Consider the following 23,353-nt stretch of genomic DNA (forward strand, 5'->3'; position numbering starts at 1 on the left):
AAGAGGCAGGGAATTACTCCCCTGCCTCCTTCTGTTCATTGTCGACATTGATGAAGCCACCTGATTGCCTTGACCAAAGCTTGGCATAGATACCACCTTTAGCAACAAGCTGATCATGAGTGCCCTCCTCAGAAATAGAACCAGCATCAAGAACAATCAGTCGATCCATTGCTGAAATTGTCGATAGTCTATGCGCAATTGCGATCACTGTTTTCCCTTGCATTAGGTCAAACAAGTTATCCTGAATAGCTGCTTCCACTTCGGAGTCCAATGCGGACGTCGCTTCATCTAAAACGAGAATTGGCGCATCTTTTAAGAACACTCTGGCAATAGCGATACGCTGACGCTGGCCGCCAGAGAGTTTCACACCGCGCTCCCCAACATGGGCATCCAGCCCCTTTCGTCCGCTTAAATCCTCAAGATCATGAATAAACTCAAGTACATTGGCTCGTTCAGCTGCCTTTAAGATTTCTTCATCCGAGGCATCTGGCTTGCCGTAAGCTATATTTTCACGAACAGAACGGTGGAGCAGAGAGGTGTCTTGCGACACCACACCAACCTGCGATCTTAGCGAATCCTGAGTAACTTGCGATATATCAACGCCATCTACGACAACACGTCCCTTCTCAAGATCATAGTAACGAAGAAGCAGATTAATCAACGTCGTTTTGCCAGCACCCGAGCGTCCAACGAGGCCAATTTTCTCACCAGCATTAATATGGAGCGAAAGATCATCAATTACGCCAGCATCTTTGCCGTAATGGAAGCGGATATTTTCAAAACTAATCGCGCCTTTGTCGGCAGATAGTGCAACAGCTTTATCTACATCTTCAATATCGATAGGCTTCGTCAGCATATTAATACCATCCTGAACAACGCCTATTTGCTCAAAGAAGCCTGCCAATTCCCACATAACCCAGTGGGACAGACCATTCATGCGAACTGCCATAGCAAATCCAACCGCAATCGCCCCTATGCTCAACGTGCCTTGTGACCAAAGCCAGATAGACAGAGAACCAACGGCAAAAACCAAGAGGTTATTATTATAAGTAACCCCAAGATCAAGTTTCGTAACCAAACGCATTTGTTTGAAAACAGTTACCAGAAACGGGTCCATGCTTTCTCGTGCATAAGACTCTTCCCGTTGAGCATGTGAGAACAACTTCACCGTGCCAATATTTGTATAACTATCGACAATTCGTCCCGTCATAATCGAACGTGCATCGGCTTGCGCCTGTGAAACAACGCGTAACTTCGGAACAAAACTCTTTAAAAGCCATACATAAATAACCAGCCAAACAGCAAAGAGAATGGCAATCCGCCAATCAATTGCGACAAGCAAGACCATCATAGATAAAAGTTGCACGACAACATACACAAATGTATCAAGCATCTTCATCACAGATTCACGAACAGCGAGCGATGTTTGCATGACCTTTGTCGCAACACGACCAGCAAACTCATCTGCAAAAAAGCTCATAGAATGTTGTAATATCCGGCGGTGCATCAACCATCTAATCGACATTGGATAATTACCGAGCAATGTTTGATGCGTTACAAGTGAATGTACCGTGGAAATTATAGGTAGAATAAGAATCACAACCACGGCCATAAACCATAGATAGTTCGCATTTTCCTCAAAGAAGTTCTGAGGATCTGTGCCTGTCATGAGGTCAACAACCTGGCCCATAAAGCCAAACAAAACCACTTCACCTATTGCTATAAACGCAACAAGGATAGTTCCGACAAGTAGCCACGGCGAAGCATGCCGCGAATAATGCCAGCAAAACGCGAACAGACCTTCCGGCGGCAGAACAGGCTCCCGCGAAGGATACGGATCAAGGCGTGTTTCAAACCAAGAAAACATTTTCATATTACCTTTAGAAATGCATTACGGCCTCCATTGGAAACGGAGCACGCATAACGCTTATAAAAATATTCGCATACAAGATGCGAAAAGATTATTTTAAAGAAGACGACTGTAATAAACGAAATTCAGCCGTTGGCGCCTAAAGCGCAGAAGACTTACCCAACCAATGCCGGTCGCGATGTGCCAAATAGTGAGCGAACAATTGGAGAGCTGGTCATCATAATGTAGTCCATTTTAGTTTCTCCTTTTGTTGTCTAGAATCATATTTCGTATTTACAAAGCTAACATATAAAATTCTGCTGGCCAGTAATTGTTGTAAAATCCTTGACCATAATCAAACCAACTGTTGCGCAATTGCATCAATCGACATATGTCCAGGTCATGATCGAAATTGCACTTTACCAACCAGACATTCCTGGCAATACCGGCACCATCATGCGCATGGCCGCATGCCTTGGTGTTCGTTTTAACATTATTGAGCCTGCAGGGTTTGATTTATCAGCGAAATCACTAAGACGAGCAGGTATGGATTATCTTGAAACCGCTAATCTCACGCGCCACTTGTCTTGGGATGCATTTGAAAAATGGCGAGAACAAAATGGCAAACGCTTGGTTCTTGCCTCCACTAAAGCCGCCTCCCCATATACTCAGTTCGAGTTCGGCCAGAATGATATACTTTTATTTGGACGAGAAAGTTCTGGCGTTCCAGATCATGTACACGAAAAATCTGATGAACGCATTATCATCGAAATGCAGCCAGAGATGAGATCTCTCAATTTGGCTATGTCTGTTGCAATGATAACCGGTGAGGCTTTGCGACAAATCAAACTGGACATCTAACAAACAATTATGGCGTTGCGTCTACTATCCTGATATCTTCGCGCCAAATAAATATGGACATGAACATGCGACAACGCCCAGAATTACCAAAAGAACTCCCGCACGACATCGAGGCAAAAAAAGATCAAGCACGTCTTTGGTTTGAAAACTTGCGGGATGTAATATGTGCTTCATTTGAAGCGCTTGAAGAATCTGTTCAAAATCCACAAAATGATGGCAAAGCCGGTAAATTCAAACAAACCCCTTGGCAACGCGACGAAGGCAATGGCGGCGGTGGCCTCATGTCAGTTATGAAGGGTCGGGTATTTGAGAAAGTCGGCGTACATACCTCCACTGTTCACGGTGAATTTTCAGAAGAGTTTCGCAAACAAATCCCAGGTGCAGAAGAAGACCCTCGCTTCTGGGCATCTGGCATTTCACTAATCTGCCATCCCAAAAACCCTAACATTCCAGCCGTACATATGAACACGCGAATGGTGGTAACGACAAGTCAGTGGTTTGGCGGCGGCGCTGATCTTACGCCTGTTCTTGATAATCGCAGAACACAAGAAGATCCCGACACACAGCTCTTCCACAAAGCTATGGAAATTGCCTGCAATCGACATAAAGTAGCGGATTACGAGAATTACAAAGCATGGTGTGATGAATACTTCTACCTCCCCCACCGCAAAGAAGCTCGTGGCGTTGGTGGCATTTTCTATGACTGGCTTCATTCCAGCGAAGACAATGGTGGATGGAATGCAGACTTTGAATTCACACAAGATGTAGGCCGCGCATTCTCAGTTGTTTATCCAAAAGTGGTCAATGCAAATGCAGAAAAAAGCTGGAGCGAAGAACAACGCAAAGAACAAATGGTTCGACGCGGGCGTTATGTGGAGTTCAATTTGCTTTACGATAGAGGCACGATTTTTGGTTTGAAAACCGGAGGCAATGTTGAATCGATACTTTCATCGCTTCCACCAATTGTTGAATTTCCATAACCTAAAGCATTAAATTTGTTTGAGTAAATCTTCTCGTTCAATCAGAAAATTACTCTCAATCCATTTATCTTCCAGCTCACGCAACTTACCGCCAAGTTGTGTGCCAGCCTCATATCCTTTTTCCATAAGGTCTTTTCCTGAGATAGGAAAATTCGGCTTCTTCCAGACATCCAGCCTTTTTAACAACTTGGAAAATCCGGCCGCCTCCAGCATAGCATCGTCATTTACTCCAGCCTTAGAACGAGCTGTTATCAACGACAACTGGAGAACATCTTTATACCCCTGTACCGACCCGCGATAAAGAGCTCGATCCAACGCTGTTTCAGCCAGATCATGCGCAACCTTCGGAGTTTTAGTCCAATCTAAAAGCCGACCGGCCTCAGCACGAGACATTCTCAACCGTTTGGTTAATTCAGCGACACGATCTCCATCAGGCGGAATCATTCCTTCCAAGAGAAGCATTGGATCACTCTCCCAGCCCAACGCCTCACGAGTTTCCACAAATGGACCAACAAGATCGATACCCCATTTTTCCGTCTCAGGAAAAATCTCAGTTAATACGCCTGTAGTTCGCATCCATAAAAGCGCTCGTGACGGATCCTTGGCCTCGAGTAAGCGGCGCATTTCTTTCCAAACCCGTTCAGCTGATAAAGAAGATAAATGGTCACGAGCTTTGGCACAAGCTTTCAAACCTTCTGCATCTGGCCTGCCTTCTCCATAGAAAGCGAAGAAACGGAAGAACCGTAGAACACGCAAATAATCCTCTTCAATCCGTGTCTGCGCATCTCCAATAAAGCGAATGACTTTACTTTCAATGTCAGTAACGCCACCGACAAGATCGATAACATCCCCTTCGGAATTCACATACATTCCGTTGACTGTTAGATCGCGACGTTCAGCATCTTTCTGCCAATCTTTACCAAATTTGACTTCTGCATGTCGTCCATTGGTAGAAATATCCTCACGCAATGTCGTAATTTCAAAAACACCACCGTCTTTAACAAGCGTCAATGTTCCATGTTCGATACCAGTCGGAACAACTTTAAAGCCCGCATCTTCGGCAAGTCGTTTTACATCTTCAGGCAGCCATGTTGTTGCAAGGTCGATATCGCCAATATCTAAATTCATCAAAGCATCACGTACAGCGCCGCCAGCAATCCGTACTTCTTCACCGTCATGGTTCAAGATTTTGAACAGCTCATGCAAACCATCATCCTTAAACCATGATTGATCTTTTACGGACAGACGTAAACTCATACATATAGCCTTTCATAAAGCGTGCGAATTATGCCCGCTGTCACACCCCAAATTCTGTGCGTATCATGTTTGATCGTATAGTAGTATCTGGTTTTTTCTTGCCAGATTAAACTGTCCTGAACATGGTTCTGTGGATTCATAAGTTCAGACAATTTAACGGAAAAGATCTCACTAACTTCATGAGGGTTCGCTTGAAGAGAGTACCCATCTTTTACAACAGCAAGAATGGGCGTTACAGAAAATCCCGTTAGGGTATGATAAATTGGTAATCGACCAACTGTTTCAATGTAATGCTCTTCAAGACCTATTTCTTCGTGGGCTTCGCGCATTGCTGCGGCTTCGGCAGATACATCAGTTTCATCTATGCCACCACCTGCAAAGGCCACTTGTCCGGAATGCTTACGTAAAGCCTCTGTTCGCTTGGTAAGAATAACGTCGGACCCATCTTCTGTCACTGCAATCAATACAGCAGCTGCGCGTGCATCAGATAATTTGAATTCGTGAACCAGGTCTGGATTGAGCCTATGATCCCCATAAGCCATCGCCAGTTGGTCTTGATCATGCGATTGTAGATCAAGCAAATCTTGCTTCGCCAGTTGAGCGAATTCTCTTGAGCTGAAATTAAAACCTACATTATCCGTCATATCTGTGCATTCAACTCAGCTACAGACATTATTGGGAAAATTGATCCACCAGATTTAACAGCAAACAAGAGCGTACCGTCAATTTCAATCTCTTCACCCAGCTCAATCAATTCATACATTGTAGCGCGATTAACGAGAGCTTCTAAACGCCCTCTTACATGAAAATAGGGTTTCAATTCATCATGCTCACCGGCGACTTCAAACCATAATGTATGCTCTTCGCCAACCTCAACAGTTTCGCCAACATTAGTCTGAAAACTCAAAACCTGTTGTCCATCCCTTTCAGATACAATTAAATCGATACCCAGGAAATGCGCATCAATGACCCTGATTCTAACCTTCTCAACTGGTGTAACCAAGTATGTATGACCATCCTCATCCTTTCGAAGAACCGAGGAAAATAAATTAACAAGCGTCTGACGCCCTATTGGGGTTCCCAAGTAAAACCAGGTTCCATCAGCTCTGATCTCCATGTCCAAATCACCGCAAAACGGTGGATTCCACAGATGTACAGGCGGCAAACCGCGCTTCTTACCGCCCTCATCGCCTGCTGCCTTGCGTATAAGGTCTTCAAGACCGCTTGTATCTTTTATTTCGCTTATTTGTCGAGATGTCACGTTTCTGTCCATAAGTTGGTGATAACGAAATAGTGCATTCTCTACCACTTGTCAGCAGTGGAGAAGAGAATAAGCTATAAATAGGAAATTCAGCGCGACATCCAAGGCCTGATTGAGGAGTTTAACAAATGGGAAAAACCGAGAAACCATCATCAGAGTTGAATGACAAGCAAATTATTGAGCGCGCAGACAAAGCACTTGTCAAACTCGCGCAAGCCCGTCGCGAGGTTGGCGAAGTCATTTTCGGTCAAGAATCTGTGGTTGAGCGAACCATTGTTTCTGTTCTTTCGGGAGGCCACGTTCTGCTTGTTGGCGCGCCTGGCCTAGCTAAAACCAAGTTGGTTGAAACTCTTGGCACAGTCTTAGGCCTTTCGTCGAACCGAATTCAGTTTACACCTGATCTCATGCCAGCAGATATTCTGGGATCCGAAGTTATGGACTCTGATAAAGATGGAAAGCGCAAATTTCGCTTTATATCTGGTCCGATTTTCACCCAACTCTTAATGGCGGATGAAATCAACCGTGCCTCCCCACGTACACAATCCGCGCTCTTGCAAGCTATGCAAGAGCACCATGTTACAATCGCGGGGCAACGACATGACATGCCAAAGCCGTTTCATGTTTTAGCAACACAAAACCCCTTAGAGCAAGAAGGCACCTATCCTCTGCCTGAAGCCCAGCTCGACCGCTTTTTGATGCAAGTTGATGTACCTTACCCTTCCGTTGAAGCCGAGCAACGCATCCTTATGGAAACGACAGGTGGTAACGAAAAAGAACCTAAGACTATTTTATCAACTCAATCATTGTCTGAAATTCAAGAACTTGTCCGCGCAATGCCTATCAGCGAAAATGTCGTCAAAGCGATATTGGAACTGGTCAGATCAGCACGCCCCGGGCATGGCGACAAAAAAATAGATAATGCCGTTTCCTGGGGTCCAGGGCCACGTGCTGGGCAGGCATTGATGTTATGTGCCCGTGCTCGGGCACTATATGATGGCAGGTTAGCGCCATCCATTGATGATATTGCTGAACTGGCGCACCCTGTTCTTCAACACCGCATGGCCTTGAGCTTTACAGCCCGCGCTGAAGGCACTCATATCGATGATATCATCACGTCATTAGTTGAACGGATCAGGTAATGTAATGCCAGCAATCGGTCATCTCACGAAACCTGCTTTGGCAAACGACACACTTGCGCGCGGGCGGCTGCGAGCGGCATTGATACCCGATTGTCTGATTGAAGCACAACGTGTTGCAAATATCGTGACTGCCGGCTGGCATGGTAGGCGTAAACGCGGCATAGGTGACAATTTCTGGCAGTTGCGTCAATTTACCGAAGGTGAAAGCGTATCTCAAATTGACTGGCGCAGATCCGCCCGAGACGACAATCTTTATATACGAGATAACGAATGGGAAACATCGCACACCGTTTGGCTTTGGGCTGATCTATCGCCTTCGATGTTCTTCCAGTCAGATATGAGCGATGTATCGAAGGATAGCCGAGCTTTGGTAATTTTGTTCGCACTAGCCGAGATATTATCACGATCCGGCGAACGCATAGCCATGCCCGGCGTAATGGAACCAACGCTAGCAAGAAACGGTGCTGAAAGATTGGCGCAAGCGCTCATGGCACGTAAGCTAGTTAAGGCTGATAATGAATTACCAGACCTCTCAAAAATTACGAATATTGCGGATATTATTCTCATCAGTGATTTTTTAGGTGATGCCGAAAAGCTCTTCGAGCGTATTGCTCCAGCAACAAAGCATCATATTCGTGGTCATCTGGTTGAAATTAATGACCCTGCTGAAGAGGTCTTTCCCTATTCCGGACGGGTGGAATTTTCAGAACCAGAAACCAATTCTCGCATCGTTGCAGGTAAAGCCGGCATGCTAGCAGATGATTATAAACAGGCATTTGCAAACAGACGAGCTGCGCTGCGCGAACAAATCAGGAGAATTGGCTGGAGCTATAACACGCACCGCACCGACCGCCCCGCATCGGAGATATTAGTTACAGTTCATCGCTTCTTAGCTGGTCAAATCGAAGCCAAAAACAAATTACACTTTGAGACTGGCACAATATGAGCTTATTCTCTATCACATTCGCTTCGCCATTGATATTAGCAGCGCTTGCTCTACTTCCTGTCATATGGTGGCTCAATCGTTTAACGCCACCTAAACCTACACGAGAACCATTCCCGCCATTTGCGGTTCTGTTAAGCGTTTTAAAAAAGGAAGATACACCCGCAAAAAGCCCGTGGTGGCTCACCCTCATCCGCGTCTTACTTTGTGCTGTAATCATTTTAGCATTAGCTGAACCAATCTATAATCCTGATCAACAAAGACAACTTGCTTCTGGCCCTCTCGTCATAGTTATTGATGATGGTTGGTCGACCGCACCTGATTGGCAAAAACGGGTCAATTCTGCGAGCATACTCATAGATCAAGCTGAACAGCAAAACCTGCCTGTTCTTATAGCAAAATCAAGTACACTCGCTGCTGACCTTACACTCGGCTCAGCGGTTGAATCTCGAAAATTACTAGCTGCCCTAGCACCGCTTCCATCAAAAAATGTTCAACTAGAACTAAGCTCCTTTATTCGAACAGCAATTGGTGAACAAGACATTGGCACTTTAGCCGTTATCCTTTCACCTTCTGCATCAGATAATAAGTCGACCTCATTAGAATCATTAGCCAAACTCGATGCCAAAGACATTCGATTTGTTCAATCATCTCAAACACAACTGGCAGCGATAAATTCAGCAACAAACAATTCCAACTATTTATCTGCGAACATTATAAAGCTTCCATCGGAACAGACGGCGAAATTTGAGATAACTGGCTATGATTTACAATCACGACCGCTTGTTTCAAATAATATAACATTTGAAGGCAATCAAAATAACGCAGAAGTTCGATTGGAAGCTCCATTTGAACTCCTCAATGAAGTCGTCCGAATTTCAATTGACGGACAAAATACTGCGGGCGCCACCTACTTGTTAGATGATAGTTTTAAACGCCGTCGTGTGGCACTTTTTACAAGTAACGTAAATGACGTTGTTAATCCATTGCTTACCCCATCGCACTTTATTACGCGTGCAATTTCACCGTTCGCAGATTTCATCGACCTGACTAATATCAATCTAACATCAGGGTTTGAAACTCTGCTTTTGCGTAAGCCATCGGCGATTATTATGTCAGACATAGGAAAATTCGAAGGTGCGGTTGCTCAAGATCTTCAAAAATGGGTAGAAGGCGGTGGTCTGCTCATCCAATTTGCAGGACCAAAAATTGCAGGTGCAAGCGAACATTCTCTTCTGCCAGTCAAGCTCAGAGCTGGAGAACGGCAACTTGGCGGCGCATTATCTTGGAGCGAGCCCCAGCCTTTAGCACCATTTCCGAAAAACTCACCTTATTCAGATATAAAAATCTCAGATGAAATAAAAATTCAACGGCAGGTACTTGCAGAGCCAAGTCTGGATTTATCCGATAGAACATGGGCCAGCCTAACTGACGGTACACCTATTGTAACAACCCAGACATTGGGTGCTGGCCGTATCGTATTTTTCCACACCAGTGCAGAAACAAGTTGGTCAAATCTACCTCTATCAGGCCAGTTTTCAGAAATGTTGAGACGCACAATAAATCTTGCACGGTCTAGTACCGGAGCAATCACAACTGACTCTACGCTCAAAACAAAAACAAGCTTTCTGCCGCCTTACAAATTACTTACATCTAACGGAAAACTCACGAATGCTTCGGGCGACGCTAACCCTATGGAAATTGCAAACAATGGTGAAGTGTTAAAGCAAAACACCGTCACTCCCGGGTTTTATGGCACAGAAGACGGATGGCAAGCTGTCAATCTTTTTAACGAACGCGATAAACTTTCCCACCCTGAAATTCCAATTACCAGCGATAATATTACTGTCACACAGCTTGAGAATTCAGATATTTTTAAGTTCAAACCGTGGCTTCTGCTAGCGGGACTTTGTATACTATTTGTTGATGCGGTGATCATATTATGGATGTCGGGTGCTTTTTCAAAACGGCGACTCATAAACGTCGCCAACAACGGTGCAATACAGGTTTTGCTGATTGCAGCAACTGTGAGCGTCCTAACTCCACCGCCTGTGAAAGCGCAGGACACCAAGCCAAATGATGCCTTCATCATCGAACAACTTGAAAGCACGACACTCGCCTACGCAATTACAGGCGATCAACAAGTGGATCGAATAAGTCGGTTAGGACTAAATGGTCTTGGCTTCTACTTAAGAACGCGGACCGCACTAGAACCTAGCGAGCCTGTCGGTGTCGATGTTGAAAGTGATGATCTTTCATTCTATCCGCTCATTTACTGGCCAATAAGTGATAGCGCAATTACCCCATCAAAAAAGGCTGTCGAAAATATCGATAAGTTCATGAAACAAGGCGGCACAATCTTGTTTGACACACGAGATCAGAATTCAAGTTTCGGAGCTTCATCCAGCAGCTCCAGCCGCACGCTTAAGCTCCGCGAAATATTATTTGATCTTGACATACCCCCGTTAGAACCGGTTCCTCTAGATCACGTACTAACCAAATCTTTCTATTTGCTTGATCAATTCCCTGGACGGTTTTCAGGCAGCCCCCTATGGGTAGAGGCTCTTTCACCCGATAGGGATAATGGTGACCGGCCCGTTCACTCAGGAGACGGTGTTTCCCCTATCCTCATCACAAGCAATGATTTTGCTGGCGCTTGGGCATTAAATGAAAACAGGCAATCTGTATTGCCAATTATACCGCAAAATGAACGACAGCGAACCTTAGCATTTCGCACAGGCATCAACATCATGATGTATATGCTGACGGGAAATTATAAAGCTGATCAGGTTCATATCCCTGCCCTTTTAGAAAGACTGGGGCAATAAATGAGTATTACTTTTGCACCTCTTTTCCCAATTTATGTGCTCGCAACAGCGTTTACGCTTACATCATTGTTAGTCATATATAGTGCAATTTCGTCGCAACGAGGGTGGGGATTGCGTGCGACGGCATTTTCACTTTTGCTGCTATCTCTCACCAATCCGATTTGGACAGATGAGGAGCGAGAACCAGTTAAGAACATCGTCTCTGTGCTTGTTGATAAGAGCCAAAGTCAATTGTTACAAAACAGAGAAAACCAAACTGATTCCACTTTATCAAAACTAGAAGACCAATTGGAAAAGTTTGATAATATTGAAGTTAAGGTACGCGAATTTAAGAATGAAAAAACAGGTTCGCCTTCAAGTGACCTGTTCTCTTTACTCAACGATGAAATCTCAGATATTCCATCAAACCGGCTTGCCGGAACCATTGTGATCACAGACGGTCAAGTTCATGATATTCCACAAGACATTCAGACCCTGGGATTAAAATCACCCCTACATGCTCTCGTTACAGGTAACGAGAATGAATTTGATATCAGAATTGAAATCAAGCAAGCACCCCGATTTGCAATCGTCGATGAAACCCAAGAACTAACATATCAAATCTACGTTGACGGAAAACCAATTTCGGAAGTTGAACGGGAGTTTGAGGTCGAGATGAAACTTAACGGCGAATTCGTTTCCACTGAATTTGCCAATGCTGATCAATCAGCAAGTGCCTTTATTGATATTCCACGCCGTGGAAAAAATCTTGTTGAATTATCAGTCAAACCAATTGAGGGCGAAGTTAGCACGACCAATAATATCGCATTTGCAGACATTGAGGGCATTCGCCAAAACCTGAAAGTTCTACTTGTCTCCGGTGCCCCTCATTCGGGGGAACGCGCTTGGCGAAATCTACTCAAATCGGATACATCCATCGATCTGGTTCACTTTACGATTTTACGTCCACCGGACAGAAATGACGGCACACCAATTGACGAATTATCGCTGATTGCTTTTCCGACACGGGAATTATTCATAGAGAAAATTGATGAGTTCGATCTCATCATTTTCGACCGCTATCAACGCTTGGGTGTTCTGTCAATTCTCTATTACGATAATATCGCACGTTACGTGGAAGAAGGTGGCGCTCTGCTCGTGGCAGCAGGTCCAGAGTTTGCCGGCATTCAGTCAATAGCAACAACTCCATTGGCTCCAGTACTTCCTGCGTTTCCGACGGGGAATGTGGAGCAAGTTGGTTTCTACCCACGAATTTCTGAAACTGGACAACGACATCCTGTTAGTCGTGATCTACAAGGGGGCAATGTGGAGCCACCTGCATGGGGGCGCTGGTTCAGGTCAATCGAAGTTTCGGATGTTCGAGGCAACAATGTCTTAAACGGGCCTAACGGGAATCCGCTGTTACTACTAAACCGTGAAGGCGAAGGCCGCGTAGCTATGTTGCTATCTGATCATGGTTGGCTTTGGTCGAGAGGTTTTGAGGGTGGCGGGCCGCATGTTTCGCTCTACAGACGCATTGCTCACTGGCTCATGAAGGAACCTTTACTGGAAGAAGAAGCCCTCTTTGCCGAAACAAATGGCAATGAAATCCAGATAACCCGCCAAACGATGGAAGAAAACACCCCAACGGTTACAATTGTTTCTCCTTCCGGCAAGCAAGAAATCCTTGAAATGGTACCGTCGCAAACAGGCCGTTTTGAACTTAATCGGGAATTTGCAGAAAATGGTCTCTATCAGATTTCTGATGGAGATTTTACAGCACTCGCGCATGTCGGAGCACTCAATGCACCAGAGTTTAAAGCAAGTGTCTCGACAACTGATCTACTGTTGCCAACAGTCGAAGAAACCAAAGGAATTGTTGCACGCGTTATGAAAAATGGTGCCGTTGCACTGCCGCAAATTGTACCGGTGCGCCAACTACCAAATCGAACCAGCGAACGGATGTATCTGCGTACTTCAAACGAGACGGTCTTGAAAGGAATTACACAAATTCCACTTCTTAGCGGCTTGCTTGGATTAGCCGCAATATTGTTTGTTCTTTCGTCAACCTGGTATCGAGAGGGTCGCTAGACTGTGCAAAAACGTACTTTACCGGTCAATTCCATAGGCTTTATCTCAGTAAATGGAAGAAATAGAAGACGGTCACGATCAACCGGTCCAGGCAGCTGCACATCATTCCCCGCTCGCGAAAATCCAGAGGGTGCATAATAGGCTTCATCACCCACAAGCAGCACACCAGCGGTATTGGTCGCCTTTGCCGCATGAATAGCGTGCTTAAGAAGCTCTCTCCCAATTCCTTTACGTTTAAAACTGCGATCGACAGCGAGAGGTCCTAACAAGTAAGCATTAACTTCCCCAATAGCAATCGATGTCATGCGGACAGAACCGATTAGTTCAACTCCGTCTAAACACACGAACGATAGTGCTTTATCATGCGGACCCTGCTCTCGAACACGCGCAGCGGCTCTCGCATGACGTCCAGGACCAAAAGTCTCCGCATTGAGCTTTTCAATAGCATCATGATGGCATGGGTCTTCATTAAGGTAGGTGAACTGGGAAACGAGCATGTTAATATCCTAAATTACAAAATAGATAAATCGACCTGCCAAGCAGATCGTTAGTTACCTATCGTCGTCGTAATTTTAGAATACTCATCAAAATAAATCCCTTTATCAAAATTCCATTAGCAGCAAAAAAAACATACGTCCAACGAATAATTTGCCAACCGTAGAAAATTCACAGGATGTGAAATATCATGATCATTGCAAATTCCGATACAATCTGGTCCGGATTATGTGGCTTGTTAGCTTATCCATCTATCCCATATACCTAAACAAGATTATAGGAGATAAGACGATGGGTAAATTAGTCGACGGAAAATGGCATGATGTTTGGTATGATACCAAAGAAACTGACGGCCATTTTAAGCGTAAGGACGCAAGCTTCCGTAACTGGATAACCAAGGATGGCAGCGCAGGCCCCACAGGTGTAGGCGGGTTTAAGGCTGAAAAGGATCGTTATCATCTTTACGTTTCATATGCATGCCCCTGGGCACACCGCACTTTGATATTCCGACAACTAAAAGGCCTTGAAGATGTAATCAGCCTATCCGTTGTTGATCATTTTATGGGAACAAACGGCTGGGAATTCCATGATCGTGATGGTGGAACCGTTGATCATGTTCACGGTGCGAATTTCATGCATGAAATCTATACCAAGGCAATGCCAGATTATACAGGGCGTGTGACAGTCCCGGTGCTTTGGGATAAGAAGACAAACACGATTGTTTCAAATGAATCTTCTGAAATCATCCGTATGATGAACTCGGAATTTGCAGAATATAGCAACTCTGACTACGATTATTACCCCCAAGAACTTCAATCAGAAATCGATAAAATCAATGAACTCGTTTACAGCAATGTAAATAACGGGGTTTACAAATGCGGCTTTGCAACCACACAAGAAGCCTATGAAACAAATTTTGCAAACCTATTTGAAAAACTCGACCTGCTTGATGAACGTTTAGGAACATCCCGATATCTCGTTGGCAATCAGATTACAGAAGCTGATTGGAGATTGTTTACAACGCTTGTCCGTTTTGATGCGGTTTATGTTAGTCATTTTAAGTGCAACAAAAAGCGGATCGATGATTACAAAAATCTGTCAGGCTATCTTCGCGAACTCTACCAATATTCAGGCGTTGCAGAAACAGTGAATATGTTTCACATCAAGCAACATTATTATGCGAGCCATGAGACAATAAATCCAACTCGGATTGTGCCTAACGGGCCGGAGCTTAACTTAGATGCACCGCACGGTCGCGAACAAATAGGTTAACTCCAAATTTCGGAAATCGGTTGCTCGCCTTTCAACTCTGCCAGGCGAGCAAGCACTGGCTTGGTTGTATTTTCAGGCAACTTATCAACGTTAAAGAAGCCACTCTCAGCTATTTCGGCGTCAGGCAATCTAATTTGAGTTTGTTCTACCTGACAAGAGTAAAACGCCACATGATCTCGGTTTGAATATCTTTTATTATGAAACATACCGATAATTTTGGGATCAGAAATACAGACGAGATTACCTTCTTCACGAAGTTCATTTCGCATTGCCTGGAGCATCGTCTGATTTCGCTCGACCCCACCACCTGGGAAATGCCATCCATCGACGTAGGTGTGCCTGACTAGAAAGACCTCGTCTTGATCATTAAACGCTGCAATACGCACACCCAATGTCATAGGTCGGCTCATTTTATGCCATACATGGAAAAGACGAGCGATGTATAAAGAGGGAATATTCAAGCGTCTGAGAACTTGCCCAAAGCGGTAACCCACTATATCAAGCCTGTTATGTTTCGTCTTGCTCATATATCTGATCTCCACATAGGCCCTATGCCTAGCATGCGGTGGCATGAATTATTATCAAAGCGCATTACAGGCTATATCAATTGGCACAGGCATAGGAAAGCATTTCACCATGTAGCTGTTCTTGAAACGGTTATGAATGAGCTTAAAGGCTTTGAACCTGACCACTTAGCCATAACGGGCGACCTTGTAAACATAGCCACGCAAAGTGAAATTTCCCGAGCTCGCTTATGGCTTGAGAATAATTGCGACAAAAGTCATACTAGCCTCGTCCCGGGGAATCATGACGCGTATGTTCCCGGTGCATTTAAAAGTGCAACTAATTCCTGGAGGCCTTGGATATCAGGTAATAATGCTCGCTCGAACAACCAATTCCCCTATATAAAAATCAGGGGTTCCATTGCGATCATAGGGTTTTCAACCTCGAATGCGACTCTACCTTTTTACGCCACTGGAAATTTTCCGAAGATGCAGGCGGTTCTGGGAAGGCAGTTATTAAATCAAGCAAAAGCGGATGGTCTTTTCCGAGTTATTCTTATCCACCATCCTCCCTATCACAATGCTACACATCCAATGAAAAGAATGATCGGCATAAATCGGTTTCAAGAAATGATATCGGAAACGGGTGTTGAATTAATTTTGCACGGCCATACTCATTTAAATACGGTCCATAATATTGAACTGCCTAAGGGATCAGCGTGTGCGGTGGGCATATCCTCGGCAAGTCAGGCCTCTGGAGACAAGAAACCCGTTGCTGGATTTAATTTATTTGATATAGAAAAACAAACCAATGGCTGGAAATGCCTGCATAGAAGATATGCGGTTGAATCCACTACAAACTCAGCTAACCTAATAGAGAAAAATCAGTTATTTTAATCTCTAAACAGATTGAATAAAGGCGATAATCTCGTCGTAATAATTGACCGTCAAAGCAAGACCTAAAACACCACCAATAAGAAACCAGATAATCGCAATAACCATGCTTGCTGAACCAGACTGACTGCGTTTTTCATCGATTAAGACTTCCGTATCATCGGTCTCTTCTTGATCTATATTACGACCAAGACTCTCATTCGTCATACGAGAATAATAATCTTTGAAATCTTCGAGATCGCCCTCGATAATTTTCTCTCGTTCAATCACGCGATCCGCGACGTAGTTACCAATTTGGCCCGCTATCGTCTTCAAATCGCTATCTTCAGCCAAAACGACTCGTCCAAGTCGACTATCGCGCACGAAACGAAAAGTTCTCCTGTCACGCCCCATGTGCACGTGCGTTACGCTATCAATCCAAAACCGTGGTTGTTCGCCAGAAGATATTGAAAAATCGAACCTATCGTCCTCCTGATCAACATCATTAATGAGAGGTTCCAACTCCTCCATCAAAAGTTCAAGACGAGCCTTATCGGCCTCTTTCATATCGATGACGACATCTTCACGTTCCGCAGCAACTATCCTGCGCTCACGAACGACATCAGAAAGCCGACGATCATTTGTTATGTTATCTTTGTTCTTTGACATGGTTTTTGTCCAAAAATTATGGTTAACAGAAGCTTAACACAAAACATGAACATAGGCGAGCGCGATAATTGCGCTCACCTCATTTCAGAGGAAATATACCTAGTTTTCCAAGATTCGATTAGCAGCAGAAACAATTGCCGATAACGATGAAGACACGATGTTTGTGTGTATACCAGCACCGTGTATCTTTTTACCTGCCGTCTCAACTTCCATGTAACAAATAGCGGATGCATTAGAGCCATGTTGAAGCGAATGTTCAGAATAGTTGGCTACCGTCATTTCAACACCAAGATATTTGGACAAAGCGTTGATAAAACCATCAATTGGACCAGTGCCTACACCTTTAATTTCGTGTTCAACACCACCATCAGAAATTCGAGCAATGATCTCTCTTAAACTCTCGTTCTCCGGATGAGTATGCGTTGTATGATCTTTGAATTTAAGGCGACTACCTTCTTGATGTACATAGATGCCCATGAAATGTTCGTAAATCCGTTCCGCTGGCAATTCAACACCTTCGTCATCTGTAACTTTTTGTACTTCCTTACTAAATTCAATTTGAAGTGCACGCGGTAAATTAATCCCGTAATCTTCATTCAGAATATAAGCAATACCGCCCTTACCTGATTGAGAGTTAATACGAATTATAGCTTCATATGTACGACCAACATCCTGCGGATCAATCGGTAAATAAGGCACTTCCCAAAGTGGCTTATTCGCTTGTTTGATAGATTTCATACCTTTGTTGATAGCATCTTGGTGTGATCCGGAAAACGCAGTGTAAACCAATTCACCCACATACGGATGGCGTTGAGGAACCTTCATTTGGTTGGAATATTCATACACGTCTTTGATACGTTCGATATCCGTACAATCAAGTTTGGGATCAACCCCTTGAGTAAACATATTCAATGCCAATGTTACAACATCAACATTACCGGTTCGCTCACCATTCCCAAATAACGTTCCTTCAACACGGTCGGCACCAGCCATAAGCGCAAGCTCTGTTGCTGCAATTCCAGTACCTCTGTCATTATGCGGGTGTAGAGAAATAGTAACGCTGTCCCTGCGGTCCACATTTCGGCAGAACCATTCGATCTGATCAGCATGAATATTTGGTGTCGACATTTCAACGGTTGCGGGCAAATTTAATATCAACTTATTTTCTGGCGTTGGCTGTATTTCAGCAACAACCGCATTACAGATATCAAGCGATACTTCCAACTCTGTACCCGTAAAGCTCTCAGGCGAATACTGAAAACGATAACCGCCACCTGCTTCTTCAGCCATATCGATAATCATTTTGGCTGCGTCAACAGCGATTTGCTTTATGCCCTTAACATCCTTACCAAACACCACACGGCGCTGTAATTCTGAAGTTGAATTATAGAAATGAACAATAGGCTTATTGGCACCCTTTAACGCCTCAAAAGTCCGTGTGATCAACTCGGGTCTGCACTGCACCAATACTTGAAGGGACACGTCATTCGGCACCCCACCCTCTTCAATACACCAACGCGCAAAGTCAAAATCTGTTTGCGATGCAGATGGAAACCCGATCTCGATTTCCTTGAAGCCCATATCAAGCAAAAGCTTGAACATCCTTGCTTTTCTGTCGTGCCCCATTGGATCAACCAAGGCCTGATTTCCATCTCTAAGATCAACAGAACACCAAGTCGGTGCCTCTGTTATAGCCTTGTTTGGCCATGTTCGATCCGTTAGCGCTACTGGCGCATATGGTTGATATTTGCCCGATGCAAAGGGCATACCCTTGTTACTTGAAGATGATGGGTTCGCATTTTTAGTCATGGTTCTTCTCTCGTAATAACCACCCGTTCAGGCACATTTTGCCATAGAACACAGGGTGTCCTCATATGGAATATTCAATTTAATATGTAAAGACTTAAGGAGCAGCTTGGTCATCGACCGCCGGACGCCCCGTTAATGAGCCCGACGACCGCCAATAAGCAGAAGAAGACCCAGAAGAACAGATTGAATACCAGCATTGGAAGCAGCGCTTCTAATGTTCAAAAGAAATTGAATTTTTAATACTGGCAAGATCATAATGGTTGATAATTAAACTTGGCTCACCAAAATAGCAAGAGAAATTGATCTAATGTTCAAATTAGCTCAGATAGTATTTGAACTCTTCGCACCATCAGCAAAATTTCCTGTCATCAACTCTTCGACAAAAAAGCTAATAAGTTGAGGACGTCCAGACACATTCGCTTTTTTATAAATGGCGTTCAACTGGGCCTTAATTGTACCTTCTTTGGTTTCTCGCATAACAGAAATCTCGCTTATCCCGAGACCTTTAACGGCCAATAAAGCAACGTCACTTTCAGAACTGGTAAGGCCCCATTCTTGAAATGATTGATGCAGCACCGCATTGAATTCGCCGGACGCTGCCCGCAACTTCTCTTTTAATTGACCAGATTCAGCGCGAAGATTTACTAACTGCCGACCAGTTGCAATCATGCTGATAACCATAACAATGACGATGACAAACTCGAAAACCTCAAAATTGATGAAGCCAATCTTCTCTGGAACGTTAGTAAATTCCCGAATTGCATCGCCAATGAAGAATAGAACACATAGGGTCTGGGCGATAAAAAGTGCCCTAATACCTTTACGATTATCAGGAAAGTCAAAATAATTCATCACACGTCTCCCATGCAGGAGTAGATACTATCCTGTTCGGAACCGCGCAAGAAGCCACGCAACAATGTTTCGGATACCTATACCCGATCTAATTTCAAACTCCTCATAATGAAATCGGCGTGACGACAACCCTTCCCGCTTAAGTCCGTGCAACATGGCTTTTCGCAAACTTTCTGGTCCGCAATAATAAACATCTGCACTTTTAATCAAAAAATCGACATTTGAAGCAATCATGCTACCCGAGAGCCTCTGCCCTTTTGAGGAAACAACGAGATGCAGATGAAAACCCTCTAACTTCGTTTTGGACTTCAATTCCTCAAGATGGATCGCATCATTCTCCTCTCGCACACAGTAAAACAGGTGAATGGGATTATCCGTTTTCTCCAATTCGCTTAGCCATGCCAAAAATGGCGTAATGCCAATACCACCAGCAATCCAAATTTCTGGATTTTTACCGCGTCGTTTAAAATGGCCAAATGCGCCCGACACTTTTGCTTTTGTTCCCACTTTAATCGCTTGGCCAATTCGGCCGGTATAATCGCCCAGTCGCTTAATTGTGAAGCGCAGCGTCTCATCTTGCTTTGGAGCTTGTGAGATTGTGAATGGGTGAACTTCTTCAAACCCAGGCAGGCTGAATTTTAGAAATGCAAACTGACCTGCACGATGAGAGATACCTCGTTTTTCAGGCTTCAAAGTAACAGATAACGCCGAACCCAAATCTCTGACATCTTCCACGACGAAGGATTTACCTCCTCTGAAAGGGAGTAAGGTGTAAATATAGCAGATAATTCCAAGAGCGCAGAACACCAGCATGTAGATACCGATCGGCAGGACTGGTGCGAGTGGCTTCATCAATAGAATATAATGGATGGCACCAAAGACGAAAAAAGCACCCATCAACTTGTGGGTCCATCGCCACAAATTATAAGGAATGAATGTTACAATAGTAATCACGACCAAGGCCAGCAAACCATAAAGACTTAATTCACCGAGTGTTTCACCAAGGTCGGTTAGAAATGTTTCTTGCCCTTTAAGTTCTGCATCTACTGTATCGTGGATCAACAGTGATGTAATCGCCAAAATGCCCAGCCATTTATGGATAACATAAATGCGATCCAAACCACCAAAAATGAATTCAAGCCATCGCATTCGAGTAGCAAGCAACTGAGTTATCGCCATCGCAATGATGGCAACAGAGGCAATATATTGGCTGAACATCGCCGTCCCATCACGACCAATAATCCACTCTGCGTACCAATATAGAGGAGTTAGAATAGCAGCAAGTATAAGTAAAATTCCAAAAGGACGCATCCGAAACCCAATCATGATCAAAACGATAATCGCCAACTATAAGCGTTTTGTCGAATGGTCAACTTTAGTTTATGGGAATTTGTGCCCATATAAACTAAAGTTTGACGAAAACTAAACGCCAAAGATCATATCAAGTGCTAATCAGCAGAAATTATCTTTTTGCTATGTGCGCCACCACATTTTCAATCATCTTAATACCAGCATCTTGCCCCAAACTCATGATTGATTCTGGGTGAAACTGGACTGCAGCAAGGCCATTATCCAAATCTTCAATTCCCATAGGAACACCATCACTCGTCTGGGCAGTTATTTCTATACTATCGGGCAAGCTCTTAGGGTCTACAAAAAGAGAATGGTATCGCCCTACGGCAACTTCATCTTCTAATCCTGAAAAAACAGCACTTTGGGTATTAACAGAAATGCGAGACGGCTTTCCATGCATCGGGATATCCAGCTGACCAAGTTTGCCGCCGCAAAATTCGGCGATTGCTTGCATACCTAAGCACACCCCAAAAATCGGAACATCGTGGCTTTGCGCAAGCCTGATTGTGCGATTACAATCAAAATCAGATGGGTTCCCTGGACCAGGTGAGAGCACCACTAAGTTTGGTTTGTACTTTTTAAAAACTTCATCAGCAACAGGTGACCTAACAGTAGTCACCTCGGCTCCTGTTTGGCGGAAGTAATTGGCAAGCGTATGCACAAATGAATCTTCATGATCCACGAGGAGTATGGACACACCGTTACCAACAGCGTTTCCTCTTGCCGACGTACTTGCACTATTGCTTGCCATATCTCCTCTAACCGCTGCCAACATAGCCGATGCTTTCAACTCAGTTTCCGCCTCTTCATCTTCGGGTACAGAATCATTAAGCAAGGTTGCGCCTGCCCGCACTTCTGCAATGCCATCTTTAATGCGGATCGTACGAAGCGTAAGACCGGTATTCATATCACCATTGAAATTAATCATGCCAATAGCGCCACCATACCAACATCTGGCGCTTTTTTCATGCTCTTCGATAAATCGCATAGCCCATAATTTCGGCGCACCAGTGACCGTCACCGCCCATGCGTGAGACATGAACCCATCAAAAGCATCCATTCCCTTGCGCAGGCGCCCTTCAATATGGTCCACCGTATGAATAAGCCGTGAATACATCTCAATTTGACGACGTCCAATCATGCGAACCGAACCTGGTTCGCAAACACGACTTTTGTCATTGCGATCAACATCCGAGCACATGGTAAGTTCAGATTCTTCCTTCTTAGAATTTAAGAGTGCCAGAATTTGCTCAGAATCTTCTATCGCGTCTTTACCCCGTTTGATTGTTCCCGAAATCGGACATGTTTCAATCCGACGACCATTCACACGAACAAACATTTCCGGCGAAGCACCAACCAAATATTCCCCCTCACCTAGATTGATGAAAAACGAATAGGGAGACGGATTTATTTCTTTCAATCTACGTGCAATATCAGAGGGCTTATCCTGACATTTTTCAAAGAACATTTGCCCCGGAACAACTTCAAAAAGATCACCGCACCTAAAACTCTCTTTTGCTTTCTCAACGAGTTTTGCATATTCACCTGGGTTGTGATCACCGCGAGGTGGTGTTTTTTCGGCCGGCAAAAATGGAGTTTCTTCAATACTGGCATCTTTACCTTCAGTAGTCAGCTTGTCGGTAGAGAATTCATAACTTTCCACCCATGCTTCTGTTGAATGATGGTCCACTACCAAAATCTCGTCGGGTAAAAACAGCACAAGATCCCGCTGAGTATCGGAGCGCTCGATTTTGTATTCGATAGGATCGAATTGGAATGTCAAATCATAACCAAATGATCCGAACAGGCCTAAATTGCCATCCTGATCTGAGTGAAAGAGATCCACAATAATACGTAAAACCGTAAACACAGTCGGCATTTTTGATCGTTCTTCTTCCGTAAACTGGCGGTGAGGTTCCGCAACAACTACTTCTGCATGAGTTTCTTTCGTTTCAAGAATCTGCACGTCAGCCTTTCCATCTAGTGCCGCCAAGATCATCGACAATAAAACCGTCCCACGTTGGTTATAAGCGTCAATCGAGATATTGCGCCCTTTCGCAGACAGGCCCAATGGCGGGTCGATAATGGCCGTATCCCACCGGGTATATCTGCCGGGATATTCATAATTGGATGAGAATGCTGCACCTCGACGTGAATCAAGCGCGTTGATATATGTGGAAGTCGCATCACTATAGGATCGCGGTTTGCGTGTCCTTGCAATTGTCACTCCACCTTTTGTGACGTAAGTCTCAGCTTCAGCACTCATAATTTTATAATCCATCTTAATTCAGCGCACAAAAAAAGCCGCGTATTTTTCAAAACGCGACCTCAAACAAAAA

Annotated in this window: 19 protein-coding genes; 8 read left to right on the forward strand and 11 right to left on the reverse strand. The window is 44.3% G+C overall.

Translation table 11 applies throughout. The annotated features are described in order from the left end of the window. Positions 1-13 precede the first annotated feature (13 nt). Complete coding sequence (locus G3W54_RS08830) at positions 14-1,867, reverse strand: ABC transporter ATP-binding protein (RefSeq protein WP_162653629.1); 1,854 nt, start codon at positions 1,865-1,867, stop codon at positions 14-16. A gap of 384 nt (positions 1,868-2,251) precedes the next feature. On the opposite strand from G3W54_RS08830, the gene G3W54_RS08835 reads away from it, so the two are divergent. Both G3W54_RS08835 and hemF read left to right on the forward strand, forming a co-directional pair. After that, a complete protein-coding gene (locus tag G3W54_RS08835) occupies positions 2,252-2,710 on the forward strand; it encodes a tRNA (cytidine(34)-2'-O)-methyltransferase (protein WP_162653630.1) in 459 nt (152 codons plus the stop codon). A 65-nt stretch (positions 2,711-2,775) separates the two neighbouring features. Then, positions 2,776-3,690 (forward strand): oxygen-dependent coproporphyrinogen oxidase, encoded by a 915-nt coding sequence (gene hemF / locus G3W54_RS08840; RefSeq protein WP_162652703.1) that lies wholly within the window; start codon positions 2,776-2,778, stop codon positions 3,688-3,690. A gap of 9 nt (positions 3,691-3,699) precedes the next feature. Here hemF and G3W54_RS08845 read toward each other — a convergent pair whose 3' ends face one another. From G3W54_RS08845 to G3W54_RS08855, 3 genes are read right to left on the reverse strand one after another with little or no spacing between them, the layout of a single operon-like run. Further along, a complete protein-coding gene (locus G3W54_RS08845; RefSeq protein WP_162652704.1) occupies positions 3,700-4,947 on the reverse strand; it encodes a CCA tRNA nucleotidyltransferase in 1,248 nt (415 codons plus the stop codon). Beyond that, positions 4,944-5,591, reverse strand: coding sequence for a CoA pyrophosphatase (locus tag G3W54_RS08850; RefSeq protein ID WP_162652705.1), 648 nt, complete (start codon positions 5,589-5,591; stop codon positions 4,944-4,946). Before G3W54_RS08850 ends, G3W54_RS08845 begins: the two co-directional genes overlap by 4 nt. After that, entirely contained in the window at positions 5,588-6,208 is a 621-nt protein-coding gene (locus tag G3W54_RS08855; protein WP_197742810.1) for a DUF1285 domain-containing protein, read from the reverse strand. The genes G3W54_RS08850 and G3W54_RS08855 overlap by 4 nt, the downstream gene beginning before the upstream one ends. A 128-nt stretch (positions 6,209-6,336) precedes the next feature. On the opposite strand from G3W54_RS08855, the gene G3W54_RS08860 reads away from it, so the two are divergent. The 4 genes from G3W54_RS08860 to G3W54_RS08875 are packed head-to-tail and all read left to right on the forward strand — an operon-like array spanning position 6,337 to position 13,188. Continuing rightward, complete coding sequence (locus tag G3W54_RS08860; RefSeq protein WP_162652706.1) at positions 6,337-7,347, forward strand: MoxR family ATPase; 1,011 nt, start codon at positions 6,337-6,339, stop codon at positions 7,345-7,347. A gap of 4 nt (positions 7,348-7,351) precedes the next feature. Then, positions 7,352-8,293 (forward strand): DUF58 domain-containing protein, encoded by a 942-nt coding sequence (locus tag G3W54_RS08865; protein WP_162652707.1) that lies wholly within the window; start codon positions 7,352-7,354, stop codon positions 8,291-8,293. After that, positions 8,290-11,118: a DUF4159 domain-containing protein gene (locus tag G3W54_RS08870; RefSeq protein WP_162652708.1), complete on the forward strand. Its 2,829-nt coding sequence runs from the start codon at positions 8,290-8,292 to the stop codon at positions 11,116-11,118. Before G3W54_RS08865 ends, G3W54_RS08870 begins: the two co-directional genes overlap by 4 nt. After that, positions 11,119-13,188 (forward strand): hypothetical protein, encoded by a 2,070-nt coding sequence (locus G3W54_RS08875; protein WP_162652709.1) that lies wholly within the window; start codon positions 11,119-11,121, stop codon positions 13,186-13,188. On the opposite strand, the gene G3W54_RS08880 is transcribed toward G3W54_RS08875, so the two are convergent. Further along, positions 13,185-13,685: an N-acetyltransferase gene (locus tag G3W54_RS08880; protein ID WP_162652710.1), complete on the reverse strand. Its 501-nt coding sequence runs from the start codon at positions 13,683-13,685 to the stop codon at positions 13,185-13,187. The genes G3W54_RS08875 and G3W54_RS08880 overlap by 4 nt on opposite strands. A 289-nt stretch (positions 13,686-13,974) precedes the next feature. On the opposite strand from G3W54_RS08880, the gene G3W54_RS08885 reads away from it, so the two are divergent. After that, positions 13,975-14,955, forward strand: a complete 981-nt coding sequence (locus G3W54_RS08885) for a glutathione S-transferase family protein (RefSeq protein WP_162652711.1) — start codon at positions 13,975-13,977, stop codon at positions 14,953-14,955. Here G3W54_RS08885 and G3W54_RS08890 read toward each other — a convergent pair. Next, positions 14,952-15,365 (reverse strand): NUDIX domain-containing protein, encoded by a 414-nt coding sequence (locus G3W54_RS08890; protein WP_244627920.1) that lies wholly within the window; start codon positions 15,363-15,365, stop codon positions 14,952-14,954. The genes G3W54_RS08885 and G3W54_RS08890 overlap by 4 nt on opposite strands. Before the next feature lie 141 nt (positions 15,366-15,506). On the opposite strand from G3W54_RS08890, the gene G3W54_RS08895 reads away from it, so the two are divergent. Then, entirely contained in the window at positions 15,507-16,355 is an 849-nt protein-coding gene (locus G3W54_RS08895; RefSeq protein ID WP_244627921.1) for a metallophosphoesterase, read from the forward strand. 3 nt (positions 16,356-16,358) lie between these two features. Here G3W54_RS08895 and G3W54_RS08900 read toward each other — a convergent pair whose 3' ends face one another. The 5 genes from G3W54_RS08900 to G3W54_RS08920 all read right to left on the reverse strand — a co-directional run bounded on the left by G3W54_RS08900 (position 16,359) and on the right by G3W54_RS08920 (position 23,295). Next, positions 16,359-17,000, reverse strand: a complete 642-nt coding sequence (locus G3W54_RS08900) for a hypothetical protein (protein WP_162652713.1) — start codon at positions 16,998-17,000, stop codon at positions 16,359-16,361. A 99-nt stretch (positions 17,001-17,099) separates the two neighbouring features. Next, entirely contained in the window at positions 17,100-18,809 is a 1,710-nt protein-coding gene (gene leuA / locus G3W54_RS08905) for a 2-isopropylmalate synthase (protein ID WP_162652714.1), read from the reverse strand. 321 nt (positions 18,810-19,130) lie between these two features. Then, complete coding sequence (locus G3W54_RS08910) at positions 19,131-19,661, reverse strand: LuxR C-terminal-related transcriptional regulator (protein ID WP_162652715.1); 531 nt, start codon at positions 19,659-19,661, stop codon at positions 19,131-19,133. Between the two features lie 27 nt (positions 19,662-19,688). Further along, complete coding sequence (locus G3W54_RS08915) at positions 19,689-20,972, reverse strand: ferredoxin reductase family protein (protein WP_162652716.1); 1,284 nt, start codon at positions 20,970-20,972, stop codon at positions 19,689-19,691. Between the two features lie 151 nt (positions 20,973-21,123). Beyond that, positions 21,124-23,295 (reverse strand): anthranilate synthase component I, encoded by a 2,172-nt coding sequence (locus tag G3W54_RS08920; RefSeq protein ID WP_162652717.1) that lies wholly within the window; start codon positions 23,293-23,295, stop codon positions 21,124-21,126. Positions 23,296-23,353 lie beyond the last annotated feature (58 nt).

The sequence above is a fragment of the Lentilitoribacter sp. Alg239-R112 genome, from assembly GCF_900537175.1.
Lineage (GTDB): Bacteria > Pseudomonadota > Alphaproteobacteria > Rhizobiales > Rhizobiaceae > Lentilitoribacter.